Source organism: Nostoc sp. (assembly GCF_036918245.1).
Classification (GTDB): domain Bacteria; phylum Cyanobacteriota; class Cyanobacteriia; order Cyanobacteriales; family Nostocaceae; genus Nostoc.
Genome location: NZ_JBALEF010000067.1, coordinates 1 through 24,860, shown reverse-complemented (window position 1 = coordinate 24,860; position 24,860 = coordinate 1). Strand labels below are relative to the sequence as shown.

Sequence of the window (24,860 nt, the reverse complement as noted above, 5' to 3'; positions counted from 1 at the left end):
CGTTCATCCACCTTTGAACTGGATGAATCCACCTCAGAACTCCGTTCATCCACCTTTGAACTGGATGAATCCACCTCAGAACTCCGTTCATCCACCTTTGAACTGGATGAATCCACCTCAGAACTCCGTTCATCCACTTCAGAACCTCAAAGCTTCCAATACCCAATGCCCCATGCCCCATGCCCCATGCCCAAAATCGGCATCCTTTTCTACCGCGCTCATTATTTAGCAGGAAACACTAAAGTAATTGATGCCTTATGCGAAGCTTTGGTACAGAAAAATTTACAACCAGTGCCAGTGTTTGTTTCTTCATTGCGTGAACCAGATGTGCAAGTTGAGTTGAGTGAATTTTTCCAACCCAAAGAAGCTGAATCAATCGCTGTGCTGCTAAATACCACCAGTTTTTCTCTAGCACGCTTGGAAAGCGAAACACCCCAAACCGAACTGTGGCAAAAATTAGATGTGCCTGTGTTGCAGGTAATCCTCAGTGGCGGGTCAATTGAGCAGTGGGAATCGCAGTTTCAAGGGCTTTCTCCCCGCGATATTGGGATGAATGTGGCGCTACCAGAAGTAGATGGGCGGATTATTACTCGTGCTGTGTCTTTTAAAGCATTGCAAACTCGTAATCCCCATTTAGAGACAGATGTGGTAATTTATGAACCAGTGAGCGATCGCATCGAGTTCGTTGCTAAACTAGCAGCAAATTGGGCGCGTCTGCGTTCTAAACCACCCCAAGAACGGCGAATTGCCTTAATTCTGGCAAACTACCCCAACCGCAATGGCCGCCTCGCCAATGGTGTGGGACTCGACACCCCAGCTAGTTGTGTAGAAATCCTGCAAGCTCTACATCTGGCTGGTTATGAAGTAGAAAATCCACCTGCTCAAGGAGATGAGTTGATTCAACGGCTGACAGCTGGCGTAACTAACGATCCGGAAGGTCAAGAATGGCTTCCGGTACACCAAAGTGTTTCTTGGGAAGAGTATCAAGAATATTTCGCTTTATTACCGCCAGCAGTGCAGCAAGGTATTAGTGAAAGGTGGGGTAGTTTTGAGCAGGGGAGCAGAGGAGCAGAGGAGCAGGAGAGCAATCAAGAATTCTTCCCCTCTGCCTCTTTCCCCGTTCCCGGAATTCAACTCGGCAACATTTTCGTGGGAATTCAGCCAGCAAGGGGTTATGATAATGACCCCAGTTTGAATTATCATGCACCGGATTTAGAACCAACTCATGCTTATTTAGCTTTCTACTATTGGGTCAGAGAAACTTTTGGTGCTGATGCTGTAGTTCATGTGGGAAAACACGGAAATCTAGAATGGCTACCGGGTAAAAGTGTGGCTTTATCCAGCAATTGTTATCCAGAAGTGGCTTTTGGCGCACTTCCCCATCTCTACCCGTTTATTGTCAATGACCCTGGCGAAGGTTCCCAAGCCAAACGTCGCGCTCAAGCGGTGATTATAGATCATCTTACGCCGCCGATGACTCGTGCGGAACTCTACGGTTCTTTGCAACAATTAGAAAATTTAATTGATGAGTATTATGAAGCCGACAGTTTAGATCCTTCGCGTTTACCAGTGATTCGCGATCGCATCCACGAACTGGTAATCAAAGAAAATCTCCATCTAGATTTAGGAATCCAAAATGAAACAGAAATTTTTAATTCTGAATCTTTAATTTTGAATTCTATCGGTGGCTATCTTTGTGAATTAAAAGAAGCCCAAATCCGCGATGGGTTGCACATTTTTGGGCAATGTCCTCAAGGACGGCAACTCCGAGACTTAATAGTAGCGATCGCTCGCATACCCAATCGCCATTCTTCAGGTATTACCCGTGCCATAGCTCAAGATTGGGGACTAGACTTCGATCCTCTCACAGCAGATTTGTCAATGACTAGTGGTGAATACTCAATAGTCAATGGCACAGAATGCCGTACCCTCGGCGATATCGTCGAAGTCCTAGAAGAACACGCCGCCCTTTTAGTAGAAAAACTAATAAATCAAAACTCTTGTACAGACGCGATTCATCGCGTCTCTCCCCCCTCCCCACTCAGCACTACGCTTAACTGGATACGCGATCGCCTGCTTCCCGCTTTACAACAAACCCACGAAGAAATCACCCACTTATTACACGGACTCGATGGCGGATATGTCCCCAGCGCTGCATCTGGCGCACCTACGCGCGGCCGCCCAGAAGTTCTCCCAACAGGGAAAAACTTTTATTCTGTCGATATTCGCGCTATTCCCACAGAGACAGCTTGGGATATCGGGAGAAAAGCTGCTGAAACCCTGGTTGAATATTACACTCAAGAGCATGGTGAATATCCCAAAACACTAGGCTTATCAATGTGGGGCACAGCCACCATGAGAACAGGCGGTGATGATATTGCTGAAGCCTTGGCTTTACTCGGAGTCCAACCTGTGTGGGATGGTGCAGCACGGCGAGTAGTGGATTTTGAAATTTTGCCCCTAGCGATTTTGGGGCGTCCCCGTGTAGATGTCACCTTGCGAATTTCGGGATTCTTCCGGGATGCTTTTCCCAACTTAATTGATTTATTCGATCAAGCAGTGTCAGCAGTAGCAGACTTGGATGAACCGCCAGAACAAAATCCCCTAGCGGATGCAGTTCGCCAAGAAACTGATTTGTGGACAAGCCAAGGATTAACTTTAGAAGCAGCTGTGGTGCGATCGCGTTATCGCATCTTTGGTTCTCGTCCAGGTGCTTACGGCGCCGGACTCCAAGGTTTAATCGAATCGCAAAACTGGACAGACGACCAAGATTTAGCCCGCGCCTACATTAACTGGAGTTCTTACGCCTATTCTTCGGGAAACTTGGCAGGGGAGCAGGGGAGCAGAGGTGCAGAGGGGCAGGAGAGCGGAGGGGTAGAAATTCTTCCTAATCCCCAGTCACCAGTGCCCAATACCGAAGCCTTCGAGCAACGTTTGGCACAAATGCAAATTGTCCTGCACAATCAAGACAACCGCGAACACGATCTACTCGATTCTGATGATTATTACCAATTTCAGGGTGGCTTAACAGCGGCGGTGCGTTCTCTACAGGGAAAAAATCCCCAAACTTATTTTGGTGATAATTCTATACCCGCCCAACCACGCGTTCGTCAACTGAAAGCAGAAATTGCACGAGTGTATCGTTCTCGCGTAGTTAATCCCAAGTGGATTGCAGGAGTAATGCGCCACGGTTACAAAGGAGCCTTTGAAATGGCGGCGACGGTAGATTACCTATTCGCCTACGATGCAACAGCTAAATGTGTCGAAGATTACATGTATCAAGGCATAGTGGAAGCTTATTTACTCGATCCAGTTGTTGTAGAATTTATTCAGCAAAAGAACCCTTATGCTCTGCGTGATATTGCTGAAAAATTATTAGAAGCACACAAGCGCAATTTGTGGGAGGATGTAAATATAGGAACATTAGAAGCTTTGAGGAACCTAGTACATCAAGCTGAAGCAGTTATCGAAGAAAAATCAATGGTGTAGGAAAGAAATATGGAGAATCTTGCGTATTTGCACCTAGCTTTCGCCTACGAAGACAGCACACCCAGTGAATTGGTCTCCCTAAGTTCTTTGTTTAAGGACGCAGCTGCACCAGACTGGAAAAGGCTTTCAGGTAGGGCTTGGAAGTATATGTTGCCCCTTGCTCTGTCTTTATCTATTCTTGGCGCTGTCAGCAGCGTCATGGCACTAGAAAAAGGCGATCAAGGCCCTTCTGTCAGAAATCTACAACAAAAGTTAAAAACAGCAGGTTTTTACCAAGCTTCTGTTACCCAAGTATATGACGTATCCACACAAGAAGCTGTGCAGCGTTTCCAAAAGGCTGCTGGTTTACCAGTGGACGGCGTTGTTGGAGCAAGCACCCTGCAAAAATTAGAAAGTTGGCAAGCGAAAAAGTCCACAACTGTGGCTACACAAGCTAAAAGAACCACTGCTGTAAGCGCACAAGCCAAAAAGCCCAGCACTACTAGTTCAGCCACCAGCAAGCGCCGCAATCCCAACTACCTGGCGAAGGGGGATGAAGGTGAAGATGTCAGAGCTTTGCAAGAACGGTTAAGAGTCGCAGGCTTTTATTACGGAAACGCCACAGGCATATTTGGCCCAATTACCGAAGAATCTGTGAAGCGGTTCCAAGATTCTTACAAATTAAGCGTTGATGGAATTGCTGGCCCAGCAACATTGAGTAAATTGCCGGGAGTTGGCATCGGTGATGGAGAAGAGGCTCCCAAAAAGGTAGTCAATCGAGACAAACTTCGTGTAGGCGATCGCGGTGAGCCAGTTAGAATTGTTCAAGAACAATTGATCCAGGCAGGATATTTAGAGGGAGAGCCAAATGGCTACTATGGCCCCTATACTGCCGATGCTGTACGCCGATTTCAGGCAGCTAATTTCTTGACAGCAAGTGGTGTTGCGGGCCCAACTACACGAGCTAAGTTATATAGTTCAGTTAATACCGCTAGCAAAAGCGAATTTAATACCTTAGAAATTCAAACGCGACTACGGGAGCGGGGTTTTTATAAAGGCAAGCTGAATGGTGTGATGGCAGATGACACCAAAAAAGCGATTAAACAAGCCCAAGAATTCTACGGCATTAGCCTCAAGGATCTTAAGAGCGGACGCTTTTAACATCTGCTTTGGTGTCGTTAGTATCAGTTCCCAACTGGTTGCTTGCCTCTAGTAACAGCAAATTACGAACTGCTCAGATTCCATTTTTTTGGTTAATTTGAGTAGTTTCGTCTTATTTATTCACCCAAGAGCTAAAGCGGCATCAGCGCCCGTTGGCACTTGGGACACACTGCATGGATGGTCATTTGACAGTCGAGTAGGTGAAAACCTTCTTTTTGAGCGGTTTTTGACCCAATTTTTAAAATTGAGTCATTTTTAAACTCAATAGTTGAGTTGCATCTAACACAAATTAAGTGATGGTGATGGTGGGGATAGGGCTGGTTGATTTCATAATGCTTATGTCCCTCACCCAATTCTAGTTCTCGTAAAATTCCCATCCTTGCCATCAACTTCAAAGTCCGATAAATAGTTGACAGACTGATCCCTTCACCATCAGTTTCTAGCCGATGATAAAGATCCTCCGCACTCAGATGTTCACCTTGCGGAAGTTCTTGAAAAATGTGTAAAATTGTTTCGCGCTGGGGAGTTAATCGCCAGCCTCGGTCGTTCAATTCTGCCTTAAGTGAAGTAGTTGTGTAGACAGTCATACTAATATTTCTCAACAAATATCGTTAATTGAGAATATAACAAATCTTTTGAGCAATTTGCAACAATCATTGCTTATTGACAATATTTACTAAATACTTAAGAACAATTTATAAAATCCTGCTCAAAATTCAAGTAATAAGCTGTAGTGCATTTAATTTGCATACAGCTAATAGTTAGGATGTTTGTAACGATTACATGCCTTGATTTTGAATTTTGAATGAGTGAATTTTGAATTGCTGAGTTTATCCCCACCTTTAAGATATCTGAGCAAAGGTTTAGGGAAACTCTTGTACAATTAAATACAAATATTTGCTATAAGCTTCTAAGAGACTTTTGACCTGGGGATCAAATCAGCCTTTTGTCCCTAGTCATTTGTCAAGTGTAGTTTTCTAATGACAAATGACTAATGACAAATGACTAACTTAGAGACTCCAAATAGTCGCGGATAAGGTTGCGGCGCTTGGGTTGACGTAGCTTTTGCAAAGCCTTAGATTCAATTTGGCGGACTCGTTCGCGCGATAAGTCAAGAGCGCGGCCAATTTCTGCTAAAGAATAAGGATGACCATCTGCCAAACCAAACCGCATCAGAATTACATCGCGCTCCCGGCTAGTCAAATCTGACAGAAGATGATGCAAATCTCTTTGTAAAGATTCTCGCATTAACATCTCTTCTGGAGTTACACTGTCAGTTTCGAGTAATTCGCCTAATTCAGTGTCTTTATCTTTTCCTACTTTGGTTTCCAAAGAAACGGAACGAGGAACCCGCAACAAAACTTCTCGTACTTGAGTAGGTGTCATCTCTAACTCTGTTGCTAAATCTTCTAGAGTTGGAGTGCGACCTTTTTCTTGAGCAATTTTGCGTTGGGCCTTTTTGATTTTGTTTAACTTTTCGGTAATATGAACCGGTAGGCGAATCGTGCGACTAGAAGTAGCGATCGCCCGTGTAATACCCTGACGAATCCACCAGTAAGCATAGGTACTGAAGCGATAACCCTTAGTTGGGTCAAATTTTTCTACAGCCCGCTCCAAACCTAATGTACCTTCTTGGACTAAATCCAACAATTCCAAACCACGATTTTGATACTTCTTAGCAACAGACACAACTAAGCGAAGATTCGCCTTAATCATGTGTTCTTTTGCTTGGAGTCCTTGGGACTGAACTTGCTCCAACTCTTCTACAGTCAACTTGGCGATTTCAGCCCAGCGACGTTTGCCATCTGCCAAAGTCGGCCTAAGATCGGATAAAACTATATCAGCAGTGGCAGCCCATCTTTCCAAAGACGGCCGATGTCCCAGTTCGGAAGTAAGACGTTCTTGAACTTCAATTAACCGAAGATAGGGCGTAATCACTTCATCCCCTTGTTTGGCAGCGTTAGCAAGTACTATCCGCATCCGCAAGTAGCGTTGGACTTTTTGAGCTTCTGAAACCTCTTCATCACGCCCCAACAAGCGAACCCGACCAATTTCTTGAAGATATAGACGTACTAGGTCTGTACTCCGACGGTTAGTGCTAGCAGCAAAGTTAGTATTGTCAACAGAAGCCATCTCTAGCTCCTGTAAATCATCTACCGATAACTCACTGTCATCAACCGTGAGATCCGAGTCCAAAGCCTGGCTAGACTTTTTGGTGTTGTAGGGGGCGTCTGCATAAAAAGATGTTGCTGGCATAAAGATAGTCTCAATGGCTCCAGGTAACAATAGATTTCGGTCAGCTTAGATTACGGTCAGCTATTCAACTGTTGCTATTGTTCCCGCGATTAACGATGAACTAACATGGTTGAACGTTCCCTTACAATTTTTTTAAAAATTAACTGTAAGGGTTTTATTGGATACAGTATTACTGAACTTAATCGGCTGCTAAACTTTTGATTCAACCAATAGCTATTTAAATCCACAGCTAGGTTTTCAATATTTCAACTACTTAGTTAATATTTCAACTTGATGGTTTTTTGATAGTAACTTTTGTAACACAGTATAAACATCCTTCAGTGAATGTCATCTTTATAATTGGCATAGTCACATTTACATGGCTAAAAAGTAATATCCTGACGATTTAGCAATTTTTTCTCAGGATTATTCAGGTATAAGTAGAACTAATAGATATCGGGGAAGTGATTAGCATTAACGGCAAAAAATCTCTCGACACGGAGATAGAAGATGCGGATAAATTATCAAATCCTCTCTCTGTGTCCCCGCATCCTCTTGTATGTCAGCTTTAACCTGCCAATTTCAATTTGACAGACTACTAGTAGTCCATCAAGCTACCGAAAGCCTGGTATGTAGTAAGCACTTCAGTGCTTAAGAAAAGGACTAAAGTCTTTACTACAAACTTATTTACGCAGCATAGTTGACTTGACAGACTACTAACTAGTAGTTGTACTCTGGCTTGATATCTCGCAACATCAGTTCATCAAGTGCTTGTCCGGGTGTGATTTCGCCTTGAAGCAATCGATAAACTTGCTCGGTAATTGGGACTGGGATGTTTTGTTGCTTGGCTCGTTGCATCAAAACTCGACAAGTGTTGACTCCTTCAGCAGTTCCTTGTAAATTTGCGAGAGTTTCTGTGAGTGACTTACCACCAGCTAGCTGATAGCCGACTTGGTAATTGCGACTTAAGGGACTGTTGCACGTTGCTAACAAATCTCCTAGACCTGATAAACCATAAAATGTTTCCGTCTTTGCGCCCCAGTTGTTGCCGATGCGAACCATTTCTGTAAGTCCACGGGTGACTAAAGCAGCTTTAGCATTGGTTCCCAGTTGTAAACCATCGCACACACCAGCTGCGATCGCAATCACATTTTTCAGTGTTCCCCCTAGTTCTACCCCCAAGGGGTCGGGATTGGTATATACCCGGAAACGATGAGAAGAAAATACTAACTGTACTACTTCCGCAGCCGTGGGAATATTACTGGCTACCACCGTGGCTGCTGGTAATTCCATTTGAATTTCTTTTGATAAATTAGGCCCAGACAAAACAACCACAGCATGGTTAGGGAATACTGTTTGCCAAATTTGTGAAGGCGTGCAGGTGGTTTGAGGGTCTAAGCCTTTCGTCGCTGTCACAAAAATTGTCTCTGGAGAAAGGGGGAAAGACTCAACTTGGGAAGCAACATCTCTCACACCAATCATCGAGATAGCGGACAGGACTATTTGGACATCTTTTAAAACTGCTTGGATTTGGGAACCTTGACGCGACCACACGCGCACCTGATGACCATTTGCAGCAGCCAGATTTGCCAGAGATGCACCCCAAGCACCTGCACCAAGAATTGCAACGGAAAGTTTTGTGTTGGAGTACATCTGCTCACTCATAATTCCTAATTCCTAACTCCTAACTTTTGAGCGTGGGTAACGTTTCATCAATTCCCTAATTTGTTCAGCATGGTATGAGCTTCTTGTCAATGGTGAAGAAACAACTTGTAAAAATCCAATTTCTTCACCGAATGCCTTCCAGTCAGCAAATTGTTCTGGATTGACAAATTCGTTTACCTGCAAGTGTTTTTGACTGGGTTGGAGATATTGCCCAATGGTCAAAATGTCGCAATCCACAGTTCGTAAGTCTTGCATGACTTGACGAATTTCGGTATCAGTTTCACCAAGTCCAACCATGATGCCGGATTTAGTGTATGTGCTAGGAGAAAGTTGACGAGTGCGTTGCAATAATTCTAATGTGCGATCGTAGTTTCCTTGGGGACGTACCCGGCGATATAGGCGTGGAACAGTTTCAGTATTGTGGTTTAATACCTCTGGCGCAGCTTGTAGAATTAACTCCAGAGCATTCCAATTACCGCATAAGTCAGGAATTAGCACCTCAATTGTGGTGTTGGGTGAAACACAGTTAACTGCATCAATACATGCCGTAAACTGAGATGCACCACCATCAAGCAAGTCATCTCGGTTTACAGAAGTGATTACTACATGATTAAGGTTCATGCGGCGAACAGCTTGGGCCAATCGTGTAGGTTCCGTGGGGTCTAGTGGTTTAGGTTTTTTCTCAAAATCAATATCGCAGTAGGGACAAGCGCGTGTACAAGCCGGGCCCATAATCAAAAACGTGGCAGTTCCAGCGTTGAAGCATTCACCAATATTCGGACAGGACGCTTCCTCGCAAACTGTATTGAGGGCTAAATCCCGCAAAATTTCTTTAACGTTACCAATGCGCTCACGTCCAGGTGCTTTCACCCGCAACCAGTCTGGTTTTACAGTCACAATCCGCTTTTACCACTAGAGTTATACAAACTCAATCCTAGCAAGCAAAGTCTTTGATGAAGCGATCATATTATATAGATGTAATTCTGCTATTTGGCACAGGTTGTGATATTGTTAATTTACAATGCCATTTTTATGGCGGGATGTGGCGCAGCTTGGTAGCGCACTTCGTTCGGGACGAAGGGGCCGCTGGTTCGAATCCAGTCATCCCGATTTGTACATTCGCAAATTAAATGTCGCGATTCGCAAACTCGTGTCGTTGTTTGCACATTCATGTCGATTTTTCTGTTTCTTATAGGCAATTTAAGTATGCTAAGTTTTCGCAAATTAATGTCGCTATTCTGATTAATTGGAGTTGACTTCACTACGTTTCTAAATATAATTCCAAAGATCATAAGGCTCCCGAACGAAGTGCGCCTTTCAACCCTCCTATTTAAAAATATATCTATGAAAGTATAACAAAAACAGCAATTAGCAAAACAATAAATACAAGTGGAGAAAACTTTCAACCCACCCTTAACCGGGATGGTTGTTGAAACCCTAAGTTGTGGGTCAAGGTTGTTTTGGCGACTTTTTTCAACCCACCCCTAGCCGGGATGGTTGTTGAAACCGCTTGCTGTTAATTCGCTATTTTCAACTCCGGTACTTTCAACCCACCCCTAGCCGGGATGGTTGTTGAAACATACATAATTGATAGTTTTTCACTCTCATACGACTTTCAACCCACCCCTAGCCGGGATGGTTGTTGAAACTCCCTGGCCGCTTCACAGTCAGCCTCAATCAATTGCCTTTCAACCCACCCCTAGCCGGGATGGTTGTTGAAACCTGGCAGCATCGATTTCTGTAATTAATTTCTCAATCTTTCAACCCACCCCTAGCCGGGATGGTTGTTGAAACATCAGTGAGGGGAAGACAAAAGCCTTTCCTAAAATTCTTTCAACCCACCCCTAGCCGGGATGGTTGTTGAAACGCAAAAGTATTCGTTGATTGCTTTGTACCATAAGCTTTCAACCCACCCCTAGCCGGGATGGTTGTTGAAACTCGACCCGTCTAGAACCCTTGCTATAAAAGCTTTCCATACACATAATTTGGCAGGTGTGCTTAAAAAGTCTCGAACTGAAAATTAAAAAACTAAATGCATTGACATACTAGTTTCTTAAGTCAAGACTGGATAAGGGTTTTAAAGTTTTGGCGGGACTCCAGGGATTTTGCCCCCGCTTTGACACGCCAAAAAAATATTTGGAGGGTTCCCCCGACGAAGGGGGTGATTCAGTAGCCACCACTGTAGTAATCCACACCGTTATGAATAACGGCTACGGCTAAAAGCCTTACTTCTTATTGCTGGGAGCGCACCTATCCCATCTATAGAATTCTACAGATGGCAGCATCAGAAGCGGGCAGCTACCAGGGTCAGAAAGCATGACAGTCTGACAACTGCCAAACTAACCCAGATTTTACACAGAACATTGGCTCAAAAGAGCATGAACTGCGGCGCTATTATAACAATATTATATTTTCAAGGTTCGGATTAGTGAATTAAATTTAAGCAACTTGACGTTCTTGATATGCAAAGACGGCTAAATCTCGCGCTTTTTCTTGTGAACTGGCTTTAATTGGCTGTGTACCAATTTTAGTGGAAATTCCGGCTTTTGCAGCTTGGGATTTAATACTCTCAATTAATCGGCCGTAACTCCAGCGATGAACGCTCATACGGTATTCTTTGGCGTATTTGTGTTGAGCTTCCTTGTAACCAGGACATTTCTTCTCTGCTCTGGATTGGATTTCACTACTGATTTGCTCACGCATATCGCGGAGTTTTGGGATAACTATGCTGTCTGCTTGATAGGTTTTGGCGATCGCAATAATTGCATCAGCTAATAATCTATCTACATATTGACCTAATTCAGATTCCCCAAAAGAATTGGGTGCATTTCGTTTCTGAGCTTTGTGACGTTCATGAGATAGGCGTTGCTGTTGTTGTCGCTGGCGGTTGAGAAGATTGTAATTTTTTCCAAGTAGTTGTTTAGTGCTGCGATATGCCAAAACTTTCTTGTTGGCAGCATCTACCACAGCGACCATTGCAGGTTTATCCAGTCCAAAACTAACACCAACAATAATATTAGATTTACCTTGATACAGAGGTTTACTGGGACGACCAGGAAAGGGGTTGTTAAGTCTTTGCCTCTCAGTTCGCTTACCTTGTAGACGAGATAGCTGTTGTTGAGTGAGGTCACCTTTTTGTTCCATGTTACGGATGGTTTTCTCAGCTTGACCGATTTTTTCAGTGCGAACCGGTTCTGTTTCCTCTTCTGTCCACAAGCGTGTCTCTATAGAGCATTGAAGAATCAAGCGGTTAACCTTCCAAGGTGCGCCTGTACCTTTTCTTTCTTGCCAGAGTAAACGTGCAGAACGAAGAAAAAGTAAGCCAGAAGAATAGGTTTCGTTGTTATCATCCCAAACTTGCCAATCCTGGCAGAAGCGTTGAAAATAATGACGCTGGCGAGAATCACAACAAATATAAAATTCCGGATTACTGATATTTTTCTTCAAGCCATTAAATTTAACCAAAATACGACCTGGTTTGTTTTTCAGGTTCAACCAATTCACATCTCTTCTAGGTAAGCATCCCATTTGAAAATAAAGATATTTAATTAAACTGTATAAACGGGATTCTATTAAATGATTGAAAAAAGATACCTGCCAAACTAAGATTATTTTTATCTTAATTTCATCATCAGGAGAATGTATCAACCAATCTAAGTCTGTATTGGTTTCGTAATCAACAGGATACGGTATATTGCTAGTTAATTTTAACAGACTGGCTTGCCAAGATTTTGCCTCAAATTCATCCAGGGGTACTTGATTAGTTGCCTCTTCTAAAGTTGTTAACCATTTTTCTCCTGTTAAGTCTCTTCCTTTCGGTTTTCGACTTTTGAGTTGCTCCCTCAATCGTTCAATTTCTATTTCTTTTCGCCGACGGCGTTGAGCATATTCAACCTGTTCTTCATCAATTTCGCTAACCTGACAGTCATTTTTGAGTAAATAAGTAATAGCGCATTTAGATAGACAGTCTTCTGTTTTATCGTAAAGGTCAAATAATGCATTAAATAGTGTCGAATCTTCAGCTTTTTCTTTCTTTTTGCCTTTTTTAATTTTTGATGCCTGTTTTATTTGCTGAGTGAATTTTGTCACAAATGAATTCAAAATTTCGTTAGCTTTGTTGCGAATGATATCCAAGCTACATTGGCTTTCTTGCTGCAATTGTGTATCACTTTTCAGCATCTTTAGCCAACGTTCTTTTCCTTCTATTTTGCGTTGTCGTTGCTGTTGTAACGCAAACCAAGATTTGTAGACTTCCTTGACTAAAGTAACTGCTGATGTGTAGAAACGACCTGGTTGACCAGCAAAACGCTCTTGAGTTATGAGAGATTTTTTTATCGTCTCGATCGCCTCTTCAGATACTTCACCTTGTTTTAGCCATTTATCGAAGTCAGGATGTTGTCCTACTTGTTCTAATAATTCATTGATTAGTGGTGTATTTTTTTCCGCCATCAGTTCCCACAGTTGACAGAGAGTGTCTTCTTTAGCAATCAAACGACATTGAATTGTAATAACGCTCATGGTTTCCTCAGCTTTGTAGATTCGGTAACACTGACAGGATTGTTAATTGTTTTTTTACTTTCAGTACTATAGCGCAATACCGTAATAGCGCAATGCCGCAAATGTTTTTTTACTGAGAGGCTGTGCAAGAATGAAAGCCGCAAGCTTTGGCTTCAAATTAGGATGGCAGAAGAAACTAGAGAAGTTCGGGGTAGACTCCCTAAAGACTTAAAAATCGCTTTTGAAATTGCCTGTGCGCGTCTGGAATTGACCCAGACTGCGGCTTTGGAGGAGGCGATTAGAGATTGGTTGAAAAAAAAAGATTCCCCTCCTGGTTGAGAGTCACAGGGGAGTTAAAGGGTTATGGTCAAAAATACTAGAGTGTTTGTATAATATATATCGTAAATTTTTGTTGGTTACTGCTTTGTCAGCTTTTGTGAGAAAGCGAGGTTTACACCTACATCAATCGATAAGTTCAATCTAGGCTTAGGAGTTTTAGATTGCATTAACTATGTAATATTTTTGACCGTGGCGTAGCACTGAATCATCCGCTCATTTCACCTTGTAGGTGCAAAATTATCAGCCAAGCTATTAATATTAAAAATCCCCCAGTAAAGCTAAATGTTCGAGCAAACTTTTAAAAATATTGATGATGTTCTATGGAAAGAGGCGGGTTGTACTACAGAGTTAGATTACACGGAGCAAACCTCTTGGCTGCTGAAATGGTCGAGTGCTAGTTTTTGAAGTGCCTACCCGTCCCGTAGGTCGTGCATTGGACTATGAGGGAGCCTACCTGATGAGAGTTGGTGAAGAACTGCGACCAATGACTCCTGATATGCTGAAGCGGATTTTTGCAGAAGACCAACAAGATTGGTTTTCCCAACCCGCTCGATGTGACGCAAGTCCTGACGATGTAATCGCCCTTCTAGATACCCAAACCTACTTTGAACTGCTAAAAATCCCCTATCCGACTAGCCGCGATGCTGTCCTAGAACGATTGCAGAGCCAAGATTTAATCAAACAGACAGCACAGGGTTGGACAATCAGCAACATAGCCGCTATCCTTTTGGCAAAAAAACTGGATGCTTTTTCCCCTGCATTGGCTCGTAAAGCACCTCGTGTTGTTATATATGAAGGTATCAATAAGCTAAAAACTCGTGACGACAACACAGGCAACCGAGGATATGCCGTTGGCTTTGGCAGATTAGTAGATTTTGTTTACTCAGCAGCACCGCAAAATCGCTTTATCGAAGAAGTTGTGCGAGAAGAAGTAAAGATGTTCCCAAAACAGGCTTTACGAGAACTTATTGCTAATGCTTTGGTGCATCAGGATTTTCTAGCAACAGGTACTTCAGTGATGATCGAGATGTATAGCGATCGCATTGAGATATCTAATCCCGGCATTCCGCCTATTAAGGTGGAGCGATTTATTGATGAAAATCGCTCCCGTAACGAACAACTCGCAGATATAATGCGACGTTTAGGTATATGTGAAGAAAAAGGCAGTGGCATTGACAAAGTTGTAAGCGCAGCAGAAGATTTTCAACTACCCGCACCAGATTTTCGAGTAGGTGACACACGCACTACAGCAGTGCTGTTTGCCCATCAAGATTTCGCCGGCATGAGCAAAACAGACCGAATTCGAGCCTGCTATCAGCATTGCTGTCTGCTGTATGTTAGCAATCAACGAATGTCTAACCAAACCCTACGGGAGCGGTTCCGTCTGAGTGACTCGCAAGTAGCAACCGTTTCTCTGATTATAAAAGCTACCAAAGAAGCTGGCTTGATCAAGGCTGACGAATCCGAATCAACCTCTACCCGCTATGCTCGCTATCTCCCTTTTTGGGCATAAAAGTGTTTTAACACAAACCGAGATGAGTAACTCTCAAACCCTAAAACCCTTGCAGAACCAACAAAAAAGTGTTTTAACGCAAACCGAGACAAGTAACTCTCAAATTCTGAAACCCTGGCAGAACAAACAAAAAAGTGTTTTATCGCAAATCGAGATGAGTTACTCTTAAATCCTCAAACCCTTGCAGAATCAACAAAAAAGTGTTTTATCGCAAATCGAGATGAGCGAAATATGAACGAAGCCGAAACCCGTGCCGAACTAATTGACCCCGCACTAAAAACCGCAGGCTGGGGAGTTATTGAAGATAGTCGCATCCGCCGCGAAGTTATTGCCCCTGGTCGCTTAGTTGGCAATGGTAAACGCGCTCAGTCAGACATCGCCGATTATGTGCTGGTTTATCGTGGTGAAAAACTCGCCGTCATCGAAGCTAAAAAACGCGACTTACCAGATACCGAAGGTTTAGGACAAGCCAAAAAATACGCCGAAAAATTGCAGACTCGATTCGCCTACTCTACAAACGGCATCGGTATCTACCAAGTAGATATGCACACAGGGGCAGAAGGCTACATCAACCAATATCCCACCCCGGATCAACTGTGGTCAGCCACCTTTAGCGAAGATAATCAATGGCGCGATTCTCTTTCAGAGACACTTCGTGAACGCTTTGCTGCCATCCCCTTTGAAGACAAAAGCGGCACATGGGAAGCCCGTTATTATCAACACAATGCCATTAAGCACGTCCTAGAAGCAATCTGCCAAGGACAAAACCGGATTTTGTTAACGATGGCAACTGGCACAGGTAAAACCTTCATCGCCTTCCAACTTGCCTGGAAACTCTTTCAAAGCCGTTGGAATCTCAGCCGACAACCCACCCGCCGTCCGCGAATTTTGTTTTTAAGCGATCGCAATATTTTAGCCAACCAAGCCTATAACTCATTCTCTGCCTTCCCCGACGATGCCCTCGTCCGCATCGACCCCGAAGCTATCAAAAAACGGGGTCGAGTCCCCAAAAATGGCAGTATCTTTTTTACAATTTTCCAGACTTTTATGACCGGACGGGACGACGCTGGCAATCCTACGCCCAAATTCAGCGACTATCCCCCCGACTTCTTTGACTTCATCATCATTGATGAATGTCACCGAGGCGGAGCTAGTGACGAAAGCACCTGGCGGGGGATTTTAGAATACTTCTCCCCAGCCGTACAACTGGGACTCACCGCCACCCCCAAACGTGCCAACAACGCAGACACCTACGCCTACTTCGGCGAGCCAGTCTATACCTACGCCCTCAAAGACGGCATTAACGATGGGTTTCTTACTCCCTTTAAAGTCAGGCAAATCGAAACTAACCTAGATGAATATATTTACAGCACTGAAGATGAACTGATAGAAGGTGCAGTAGACGAAGCTAGAACCTACACTGAAACCGACTTCAACCGCATCATTGAAATTGCTGATCGCGAACGCTACCGGGTACAACTGTTCATGGAAGAAATCGACCAGAATCAAAAAACTCTGGTATTTTGCGCCAACCAACCCCACGCTCTAGCTGTGCGGGATTTAATCAACCAAATGAAGATTAGCAGTGACCCTAATTACTGTGTTCGCGTCACCGCAGATGATGGGAAACTCGGCGAACAGCACCTCAGCAACTTTCAAGACAATGAGAAAACTATCCCCACCATTCTCACCACCTCCCAAAAGCTTTCCACTGGGGTTGATGCTCGGAATGTTCGTAACATTGTGCTGATGCGCCCCATCAACTCGATGATTGAATTTAAGCAAATAATCGGTCGCGGTACTCGCCTCTTTGAAGGGAAAGACTACTTCACTATTTATGATTTCGTCAAAGCCTACGAACACTTCAACGATCCTGAATGGGATGGCGAACCCCAGGAACCTGTTCTCGTCAAAATCGCCAGAGGGGGAGAGAAATCAGGCGCATACAACGACTCTACAACAGATAGTGGTATCAATAGAGGCAAAAATAGAAACGAAATTACAGAAATTCCCAACCCCAAAACCATCAAAATCAAACTCGCTGATGGTAAAGAACGCACTCTCCAGCACCGAATATCTACTACCTTCTGGAGTCCAGACGGTAAACCTATGAGCGCCGCAGAATTTGTGCAACGTCTCTTTGGTGAAATTCCCGAACTATTCACAGATGAAGACGAATTAAGAGCAATCTGGAGTCGCCCTGACACCCGTAAAGCTTTATTAGAAGGACTGGCAGAGAAGGGCTACGGAGAAGAACAACTCACAGAAATTAGTCGCTTGATTGATGCTGAGAAAAGCGATTTATATGATGTGCTGGCTTATATCGCCTATGCCTCACCACCTATAAGCCGCCGAGAGCGTGTCCTCGCTCACAAATCATTAATTTTCTCGCGCTATATCGGCAAACAGCAAGAATTTCTCGACTTTATACTCGAACAATACATCAAAGCTGGGGTGGGGGAACTCGATCGCACTAAATTACCTCAACTGTTAGAGTTGAAATATCATACCGTTCGTGATGCTGTTGAAGAACTAGGAAGCGTTGCAACTATCAGTCAAGTATTTATCGGATTTCAGCAGTATTTATATTCTCAGGACAGAGCAGCTTAATTGGGCAGATAGCTAAAATTAAGCACCCCAGTTAGACGATTAGCTTACAGCTACATAATCATGGCTAAAAATGGCGATCGCCTATCAAATCAAAATACTTCAAAGCTATTAATTTGTATGTATAAATTAAAACTTACTCCTTATATTCTATCTTTTCAGTTCTTCGCAGTTGGATACTTAGTGATATAACAACATAGACTCTACGAAACTACATTAACAATAGAACTAACTTTGCCATCATCAGGTATATATTCCAAAAGGTCTCCAGGTTGACAATCTAACGCCATACAAATGCCATTTAACCTTTCTGGGGCTAATCGTGGCATTTCGTCAACCTTACGCAGCCTGTATACCGAATTTTCAGTAATTCCTAACGCCGCAGCTAAATCCTTGTTCCTCAACCGCTTTCGCGCCATCACTTCATTTAATTTCCAACGAATCACTTTATCCATAGGCATATCACTACATCCCCAGTTTAGTGGCTGTTAGATGTAGATTTCTCTACTTGTCAGTATATTAAATTACAAGTAGATTTATAACATTCTAAGTTTTATAAATCTACACTTAACGCAAATCTACACGTCACGTAGATTAATTGATAGACAAAAGCGATCGCTCTCCGGGAAGAGTCTGCGTAGGCGTAGCCCGTCGTAGACATCGCCTTTTGTAAAACCCCATTGATGAGGTTACTTAGATGATTGTACAAGAAGAGTTTGATAACCAAGCCTTGGCTCAATCAGAGTTAGAGGGCTACGTTGACCAACTAACAGACCAAGCACCCCCAGAAATAGAAATTGATTCCATAAACGATGATTTTGGAGAACTTTATCGAGTTTGGAACGGTTCACAATTGTTAGGTACTTTTTATCAAAATCTGGAGGGTAAATGGATAGCGCAGCCTTGTAATAGAGATGAAAGACCCTGTTTTGATACTCCTTTGCAAGCACAGTTAATCATCATAGCTGTTAATGGCTTGCTGGTTGCAGATGTAGCATAACCCTTAAAAAATTTTCCCATCGCCTGGAGACGTGGTTCGTACCCGTCTCTTTTTTATTTATGAGTGGCAGTGCGATCGCATCTCTAATGTTCAAGCTCCGCACAAATAAAAACAGCAAAAGGTCAGAATGTAGAGATTCCTGACCTCTTACTGATGACAGTCGGTTGCTCTACCAACTGAGCTACAGCCCCTTGTTATGGAACTGACGGGACTCGAACCCGTGACCTACCGGATGACTGTAAAGACTTAATTTTATAACTCTGATTTTAGCGAAATCAGCTTTGAGTTTACATAGGCAATAACCGAACTTGTAGATAAAGGAAACCGAGCAAGTCAATAATATAGCGATGAAGAGATTTGCCTAAAATTTTAAACATCTTCTCCCCAGCAATGAGTCAAATCCTGAGAGGTAACAGTCTTCAAACCATCACCTGTATAAAACACAGTGGCACACCAATCTCGATACATTCTTTTCTCGTCTGACAGTATATTAAGCGGGTAAGATGGCTCACGATATAGCCTAATTCCCCAAGCCAAAGCCAAATTCCTTAGTCTTAAGGCATCAATGACTACATCACGCCGAGCAACAAGAATATCGCACTGATGCCTCTCCCAACTTTCACCAGCTTGTTCTATAGTAAAGGCTAGGATTTCCCCATTTGCATTCAAAAATAGGCCTGCATGAAAATCCACAATACCCAATATCCTTCTCAGCCACTTTGCTGGCAACCACTTTTCTGCATCACCATTTGGGCTGCGCCAATCAATTTTACAAGTTCCTGCCAGCAAGGGAATCGTTTTGGTTTCTCCGGCTGAATTATGTACCACAGGATGGATAATTCCTTCTGCTTCTCGAATCCAGGGGGCCCAAACTACTTCACATGGATCTTGGTAGGTTTTCGTCGCATCTACAATCGCTCTAAAATCATGTAAGTTCCATGTTATTTCATCACACACACTTTCCGTTAAATGAGAAGATGCGAACAACGGGAACGCAAAACTGGATGCCCAGAAGGTGGATTCAGCTTGACTATCCACATGGCATCTATTAACACACGCTTTCAATACCAACCATTCATGGTCTTGCGCCCATTCTGGAAATTGACTTAATTCAGGCAAAAGCAATGGCTCAATTGGTGGTAAAGGAGCTTTCTGTACCCACTCATTGACTCGATCAATTTGAAGTGGTTCAGTTAAGTCAACATCTGGAATAAGCTCTGAAAATTCTAAAACTAAATCAGAATCTAACTGACCGTAACCAATATCAGATGCTGGGTTATTTACTTCAGCCAAAAGCCCCAGATTGACCAGAGGTTTATGGCGTTTGTTGTTCCAATCGTATTCACTGACGCGGGCAGCCAAGAAGCCAGCGAGTTCGTGCGTAGCAGCCCAAAGATACTTTTCTCCGAAAGTAGCGATTGGACTTTGTTCTCCGTATCTTGCCATACGATTTTGGCGCAAAATAGCAATATCAGCCCCCAAAATCTCACCAGGCTTACCACCTTGAGGATCTCCAATGAAAACATCTTTAGCCCAACCCATATTTAAAACATAAGCTCGAACAAAAGCAAAACCAAAGCGTTCAGGATCTAGTTCTAGAAAATTATAGGCTTTGGCATATTGCTCTAGGAAGGTTTGAGCAGACGGAGAAAACAGATGATTATCGTTCTTTTTAAAGAACGGTTTTATTGCTTTTGGTATGACATACCAAGCAAGATCACGAGTCACTGGCTCAATACCATAATGTTCATGGATACGGCTAAAACATTGTCTATCAAGTGAAGGTACTACATCTGCGTCTATATACTGCTGGCGAAGATGTATCAGAAGTTCTCCTGAGATTAAAACATCACAAGCTAGACACCTCTCAACTAGACTAAGAGCGCAGTGCCTGATAATTAAGTTATGTGTGGGATACAGTGGATCGGGAGTAAAAAAGCTATTAATTATCCATTCACATAACAGTAGCCATGTTTCGTTAGGTCGGATAAGGCAAGAAGCACCATAAGCAGCTACCAATAGATCCTCTCTCATTTGAGGGTCATTTGTGAGAAAGGCAGTTTCTAGAAGTGCTAGAAGTTCAATTGGTTTGTTATGACTCCAAGCTGCAAGAGCCAACCGAATTCGTCTTCGGTTATTGTTATTAACAGTGGTAGTTGCCCATGCTAAAAGCAAAGGTGCTGAATCCCAAGGATCATCTTCATCTAATTCCAGTTCCTCCAACACCGCAGAGGCATAACCTTCCCATTTTCCTCCATGATTATGGGGTATTTGATGTGGTCCAGACCAAAATAAGTCTCTCTCTGCCACTGGCATAGGCAAAAGAGCATCATGGACAAATTTTGCACCGTAAATATAGCCAGGAATTCTTAGCCCAGGAACTATCAGGAGTTCTAAAACTCTGCGGCAGGTTGGCATATTTCGGCTAAACAGGTTCAGCACCCATTCTCGATATGCTTCTACTTGCTGAGAAGGCATCATCGAAAGTGCCATTAGTTGAACATCTTCTCGACCCTGACCCGTTAAGTTGTTTTTCCACAATTCTGAAGTAAAGAAATTATAGCCATCCCTTCCCAGGAGATAGACTGCTAATGTGATAGATGCTGGCCTATCCACCAGATATATTGGCATATCAGGGCTATTGGGCGATTCTTTAACATTTTGATATGCTTCCCGGGCCAACAGAAAATCTGTCAAAGTTTCGTATGCTGGCTCCCAAGTGTGGACTTCTGGCTCAAAAGGATCATCAGCAGGCAGACTTCTGAGCAGCAGTAGCCCTTGATCGCGGCATTGGTGAAGAATCTGCAACAGTTGTGAACGAGTCAAAACACCTTTTGGTGACTGTGTTGACTCAACCACTTGCATTGCCTCCTCTTCTAGCAATGCTGCTCCTTTTGCAAAGCTGGCTTTTGCGATCGCACAAAGAGAGGTACTAACTGGTTTTATATCTCTAGGCCAGTCTTCACCTTCACGCTCCCTGATAGAAAGTTCCGCATTCTTAATTTTCCGCTTAATTAATTCGACTAAGGAAAAATTTTGTTCCGAAATGTTGTCAATTATTTGTCCTCGATAGAATTCAGCAAAAAGGCGAATTGCTAGTGGGGTTCGCAACGCCCACCGCAGAAGAGGTGGACATTGAATGCCATTAATTTGACAATGTGCTTTAAAAACATACGCAAGTGGTGCGTCAGAACCTCTCAACCAAATCCAATCAATATTTCTCGGTAGAGAAATTCGCCGAACCAAACTTGGCCGAACTGAGAATGCAAATAAGATTCTTGGATATTGTTGAGCTACTACAGCTAGTTCCCCAAGTTTCTCTGCCCAACGTTCTGCTCTAGTTGTCTCATCTAAACCATCTACTGCAATCAACACTCGAACTGGCAAACGTTCTGATATATCAACAGCGTTGGCAACGGAACGAACTTCAGATTGAATTGCTGCCGATTCAAGAGCATCAAGAACTTGCCGTAGATTCCACCCAGGCTGACCAATTGCGTTTGCCAGTAGTGACTCCCAACTTTGTGCTAAATCAACATCTCTAGCTCTAATTAACACAGCAGGTTTTTTCTGGGCTAGGTGTTGTCGTACTGCTTCTGCCAAAGCATGAGTTTTCCCGACACCAGGATCACCAATATATATGACTAGCTGCCCCCAATCGCGCAATTTTCGAGGGGTAATTTCTCGCTCGTACCAACGTTCAAGCAACTTCTGTAGTTGTTCACCAATGGGTTCAACTGCGTTTTCTCGTGAGACCTTTTTTTCTTCAGGCAGAAGTACGTTAATTAAATTCTGCAAACCCACAGAACCAATAGGATCACATTCAGTCCCAAAATCGGTAACTGGGAATGAATTACCTGGACAAAGACAATTTTCTAACTTTACCTGCTCTGCGATCGCTTCCGTTAACCAACTTTGGGCAGCTTGAATCAGATTTTCTGCATCTGCTTGCTCCATAAATTCTGGGTAGCGTCTCAGGCGATTTGTTGCAATGTGTGCATCTTCTAGAAGATTACGCATTTGCTTAACGCCTTGTAGCCACCCAGGATAAATGCCAGGGCCATTCAATCAAATCTTCAAATCCTGCTCTATTTGGCCAGATTGATGTAAATCAGGGGTATATCGGTTACTCAGCCAACCATTTTGAGCTTGGTTGAACTTCATACCAATGTACTCTAGGTCAGTAACTGAGCCTTCAAACCAATAGCGACGCAATCCTTCACTGCCCAGTTCGGCTAGTAGAGAAGCAATCCGAGTTTCATCCCACAAATCAACAGTGAGCCCTGGATGAGTTGTCTTAGCAGAATTTATGAATTTATTCCAGCGATCGCGTTCAGTGTCAACTCTTTGTCCGTTTTTACCAATTCTTCTGACATCACTCAAGTCACGAGGAACCACAACTACGTATCTTACTAACCCACTCCTTTGAGTCGCAGCTGTGCTAAGTGAACCTTTAATCTGACTAATTTGAGAAGATTCAAGCGGTTCTCTAAACCATTTTGCCTGTAATCCAATGATATCCCCATTATTCAACCGAGCATACGCTTCAACGCCGCCATCTCCTCCAGCGCCATTAACAAATATCACCTGCCTAACCTGTGAAGGATATTCACGGTCACACCATCGCTCGAAAATTATTCCTGTTAGAGACTCAAAAGCACGTTGAGGAGCATCGCCATGAAGATTGAAGCTAGACCAATCCAATTTTCCCTAAACCTTGTTTTCAAGACGAATTTTACTTTATTGCAATTTTATCTCTAGAATTCTGCCGTGTCTGGGCGACAAATACTACTATATTTGTTTCATAGACATATATTTTTCTTAGACATTAAATCTTTTGACGTTTTGCCATCTTTGCAAAAGGCAGAGAACAATGAGGGCATTCACCTTTTACCCAATCTGAGGGAATTGGGAAAGGTGTTTCGCAATTAGTACATTTGGTTAAAAAACCCAACTGGTGGTGATCGCATTTAAGTTTATCCTTATACTGCCACTCAATGCTGTGACAAGGTACTTCTGCATAACAAGCAGCACATAACCGAATTGGTCTAGGCTTCATCGTCACCCCATTGGGCGGTAGCATCTCCGCTAATCTATCTGCATTAACTCCTACCAGAGATGCCAAAGCCTCTAACTCTTGTCGAGTAGGAAATGGGTTAAAGTACAGTTTTTCCCAACGTCCCGTAACAGCACCAAGACCAGCAATTTTTCCTAAAGAGTATCCTGAAGGCAAGCTGTTAGCCTTCAATCGACGCAAACGCCCCAAATAATGACTAATGCTCTCTCCTTCGTATGGTTCAACATAGCCTAGTTTTGGAAGAATTTCATCATCTTCATTCATTCCTCTTCTTGTTTTCGAGGGGAACGTATTTTCTGCCATAACGACTAGCAATTTTTTCTAAAATGCTTTCATCAACTCTGCTAAATCCATTTTTTAGAGAATGTAAAACTGCCTTAGTAAGTATCTTTACTAGAAGCCCCATTCGCGCACTTGTACTAAGTGCTAAAATATCAAATATAGTCCCTTCAGCTAAATTAGACGCTTCTCGAAGAGATAGAATATCCAATTCAATTGTACTTAATGTCTTCTTAAAATCCTCATATTCCAGACGTTCAAACTCATACAGTGTTGGAAAAACTGTCAATAAATCACAATCTTGCAAGATATCGTCTAATTCCTTACCTCCAACTAAGACAATAGGAATATTAGATTCTTCAAAAAGTTGCTTTAAGTCTAAAAACGCCTCTTTTTGAAGATTTTCAGCATTATCAATAATCACAATTTCTAGCCCAAATAGCTCCAGACTACCAGCTAATCTTGGACGTAAATCTTGTCGCTTACCTGTTGGTGCGGCATGGTTAATATCCTTTAGTATTTGTGAAAATAGACGTTTAGAACTGGATGCTGACCAAGCTTTTACATAGGAAACTCGTTTTTTATCCTCATCTCGATAGTGAAGCGATGCCCGACTTTTACCAACATCTCTTGGGCCAATGATTCGACCACATTGTTTGAGGAGACGCAGTTCATCTAACCATCTGAAGCATTCCGAAGCCCGATCAGTTGTGATAAAACAACTTCTGAAAAATTCCTCAATATCAATAGTTTTAGCAATTTGATCATTCAGGTCTAACTTTGGGGCTAGGACTTCAACAAAGGATTGGGTTGCAAGTTGCGATTGCGCCATAAATTACCAAATCTTTTTCAAATGTTGTTTACGGTTAGGGACAAGCAGCTTGTGTCTCTCCTGCTCTTGAGTGTCAACTTGACCAGATAGTTCTGGTTGCAGTTCTGTTTTCTGAGGCTCTAGTTCTTCCCTTGAAACTCTCTGTGGCAAGAGTTCCAGTTTGTCATCTTTCTTTGAAGAAACATTA

General features: G+C 43.0%; 17 protein-coding genes, 1 tRNA gene and 1 CRISPR repeat array. Of the genes, 7 read left to right on the top strand and 11 right to left on the bottom strand.

Going from position 1 to position 24,860, the window contains the following annotated elements:
• Positions 1 to 3,489, top strand: a 3,489-nt coding sequence (gene cobN / locus V7L12_RS18340; RefSeq protein ID WP_335086338.1) for a cobaltochelatase subunit CobN, incomplete at its 5' end; no start/stop codon positions are given.
• Positions 3,490 to 3,498: 9 nt separating this feature from the next.
• Positions 3,499 to 4,629 carry a peptidoglycan-binding domain-containing protein gene (locus V7L12_RS18335; protein WP_335086336.1) on the top strand — a complete coding sequence of 377 codons (1,131 nt, stop codon included), beginning with the start codon at positions 3,499 to 3,501 and terminating at the stop codon, positions 4,627 to 4,629.
• Between the two features lie 131 nt (positions 4,630 to 4,760).
• Here the strand turns inward: V7L12_RS18335 and V7L12_RS18330 are convergent, their stop codons facing one another.
• The 4 genes from V7L12_RS18330 to lipA form a co-directional block, all read right to left on the bottom strand.
• Positions 4,761 to 5,216 (bottom strand): Fur family transcriptional regulator, encoded by a 456-nt coding sequence (locus tag V7L12_RS18330; RefSeq protein WP_292844215.1) that lies wholly within the window; start codon positions 5,214 to 5,216, stop codon positions 4,761 to 4,763.
• Between the two features lie 418 nt (positions 5,217 to 5,634).
• Positions 5,635 to 6,885: an RNA polymerase sigma factor SigC gene (gene sigC, locus V7L12_RS18325; RefSeq protein ID WP_335086334.1), complete on the bottom strand. Its 1,251-nt coding sequence runs from the start codon at positions 6,883 to 6,885 to the stop codon at positions 5,635 to 5,637.
• A 699-nt stretch (positions 6,886 to 7,584) separates the two neighbouring features.
• Positions 7,585 to 8,517, bottom strand: coding sequence for an NAD(P)H-dependent glycerol-3-phosphate dehydrogenase (locus V7L12_RS18320; RefSeq protein ID WP_335086340.1), 933 nt, complete (start codon positions 8,515 to 8,517; stop codon positions 7,585 to 7,587).
• Positions 8,518 to 8,541: 24 nt separating this feature from the next.
• Positions 8,542 to 9,426 (bottom strand): lipoyl synthase, encoded by an 885-nt coding sequence (lipA, locus tag V7L12_RS18315; RefSeq protein ID WP_335086332.1) that lies wholly within the window; start codon positions 9,424 to 9,426, stop codon positions 8,542 to 8,544.
• Positions 9,427 to 9,565: 139 nt separating this feature from the next.
• Here lipA and V7L12_RS18310 point away from each other — a divergent pair.
• Positions 9,566 to 9,639 (top strand) — tRNA-Pro (locus tag V7L12_RS18310).
• 289 nt (positions 9,640 to 9,928) lie between these two features.
• Positions 9,929 to 10,467: a CRISPR direct-repeat array (repeat unit 37 nt; unit sequence CTTTCAACCCACCCCTAGCCGGGATGGTTGTTGAAAC).
• Between the two features lie 501 nt (positions 10,468 to 10,968).
• Here the strand turns inward: V7L12_RS18310 and cas12k are convergent.
• Entirely contained in the window at positions 10,969 to 13,047 is a 2,079-nt protein-coding gene (gene cas12k, locus V7L12_RS18305) for a type V CRISPR-associated protein Cas12k (protein WP_335086330.1), read from the bottom strand.
• A gap of 162 nt (positions 13,048 to 13,209) precedes the next feature.
• Here cas12k and V7L12_RS18300 point away from each other — a divergent pair, with 162 nt between their 5' ends.
• From V7L12_RS18300 to hsdR, 3 genes are all read left to right on the top strand, one after another.
• A complete protein-coding gene (locus V7L12_RS18300; protein WP_335086328.1) occupies positions 13,210 to 13,365 on the top strand; it encodes a hypothetical protein in 156 nt (51 codons plus the stop codon).
• Between the two features lie 391 nt (positions 13,366 to 13,756).
• Positions 13,757 to 14,878, top strand: coding sequence for an ATP-binding protein (locus V7L12_RS18295; RefSeq protein ID WP_335086326.1), 1,122 nt, complete (start codon positions 13,757 to 13,759; stop codon positions 14,876 to 14,878).
• 231 nt (positions 14,879 to 15,109) lie between these two features.
• Complete coding sequence (hsdR, locus tag V7L12_RS18290) at positions 15,110 to 17,488, top strand: EcoAI/FtnUII family type I restriction enzme subunit R (protein WP_335086325.1); 2,379 nt, start codon at positions 15,110 to 15,112, stop codon at positions 17,486 to 17,488.
• 200 nt (positions 17,489 to 17,688) lie between these two features.
• On the opposite strand, the gene V7L12_RS18285 is transcribed toward hsdR, so the two are convergent.
• Positions 17,689 to 17,946, bottom strand: coding sequence for a helix-turn-helix domain-containing protein (locus V7L12_RS18285; RefSeq protein WP_335086323.1), 258 nt, complete (start codon positions 17,944 to 17,946; stop codon positions 17,689 to 17,691).
• Positions 17,947 to 18,182: 236 nt separating this feature from the next.
• Here V7L12_RS18285 and V7L12_RS18280 point away from each other — a divergent pair, with 236 nt between their 5' ends.
• Positions 18,183 to 18,485: a hypothetical protein gene (locus V7L12_RS18280; RefSeq protein ID WP_335086321.1), complete on the top strand. Its 303-nt coding sequence runs from the start codon at positions 18,183 to 18,185 to the stop codon at positions 18,483 to 18,485.
• A gap of 369 nt (positions 18,486 to 18,854) precedes the next feature.
• Here V7L12_RS18280 and V7L12_RS18275 read toward each other — a convergent pair whose 3' ends face one another.
• From V7L12_RS18275 to V7L12_RS18255, 5 genes are all read right to left on the bottom strand, one after another.
• Positions 18,855 to 22,553: a hypothetical protein gene (locus V7L12_RS18275; protein WP_335086319.1), complete on the bottom strand. Its 3,699-nt coding sequence runs from the start codon at positions 22,551 to 22,553 to the stop codon at positions 18,855 to 18,857.
• Entirely contained in the window at positions 22,554 to 23,189 is a 636-nt protein-coding gene (locus tag V7L12_RS18270) for a hypothetical protein (RefSeq protein WP_335086317.1), read from the bottom strand.
• A gap of 124 nt (positions 23,190 to 23,313) precedes the next feature.
• Positions 23,314 to 23,826, bottom strand: a complete 513-nt coding sequence (locus V7L12_RS18265) for a hypothetical protein (protein WP_335086315.1) — start codon at positions 23,824 to 23,826, stop codon at positions 23,314 to 23,316.
• Entirely contained in the window at positions 23,819 to 24,673 is an 855-nt protein-coding gene (locus V7L12_RS18260; RefSeq protein ID WP_335086313.1) for an ATP-binding protein, read from the bottom strand. The genes V7L12_RS18265 and V7L12_RS18260 overlap by 8 nt, the downstream gene beginning before the upstream one ends.
• A gap of 3 nt (positions 24,674 to 24,676) precedes the next feature.
• Positions 24,677 to 24,860: hypothetical protein (locus V7L12_RS18255; RefSeq protein ID WP_335086312.1), on the bottom strand; the 184-nt coding region annotated here is incomplete at its 5' end.

Excerpts from the sequence above, each read along its gene's own strand:
- V7L12_RS18335 (WP_335086336.1), top strand. The coding sequence starts at position 3,499 with ATGGAGAATCTTGCGTATTTGCACCTAGCTTTCGCCTACGAAGACAGC.
- V7L12_RS18330 (WP_292844215.1), bottom strand. The coding sequence starts at position 5,216 with ATGACTGTCTACACAACTACTTCACTTAAGGCAGAATTGAACGACCGA.
- sigC (WP_335086334.1), bottom strand. The coding sequence starts at position 6,885 with ATGCCAGCAACATCTTTTTATGCAGACGCCCCCTACAACACCAAAAAG.
- V7L12_RS18320 (WP_335086340.1), bottom strand. The coding sequence starts at position 8,517 with ATGTACTCCAACACAAAACTTTCCGTTGCAATTCTTGGTGCAGGTGCT.
- cas12k (WP_335086330.1), bottom strand. The coding sequence starts at position 13,047 with ATGAGCGTTATTACAATTCAATGTCGTTTGATTGCTAAAGAAGACACT.
- V7L12_RS18300 (WP_335086328.1), top strand. The coding sequence starts at position 13,210 with ATGGCAGAAGAAACTAGAGAAGTTCGGGGTAGACTCCCTAAAGACTTA.
- hsdR (WP_335086325.1), top strand. The coding sequence starts at position 15,110 with ATGAACGAAGCCGAAACCCGTGCCGAACTAATTGACCCCGCACTAAAA.
- V7L12_RS18285 (WP_335086323.1), bottom strand. The coding sequence starts at position 17,946 with ATGCCTATGGATAAAGTGATTCGTTGGAAATTAAATGAAGTGATGGCG.
- V7L12_RS18280 (WP_335086321.1), top strand. The coding sequence starts at position 18,183 with ATGATTGTACAAGAAGAGTTTGATAACCAAGCCTTGGCTCAATCAGAG.
- V7L12_RS18265 (WP_335086315.1), bottom strand. The coding sequence starts at position 23,826 with ATGAATGAAGATGATGAAATTCTTCCAAAACTAGGCTATGTTGAACCA.
- V7L12_RS18260 (WP_335086313.1), bottom strand. The coding sequence starts at position 24,673 with ATGGCGCAATCGCAACTTGCAACCCAATCCTTTGTTGAAGTCCTAGCC.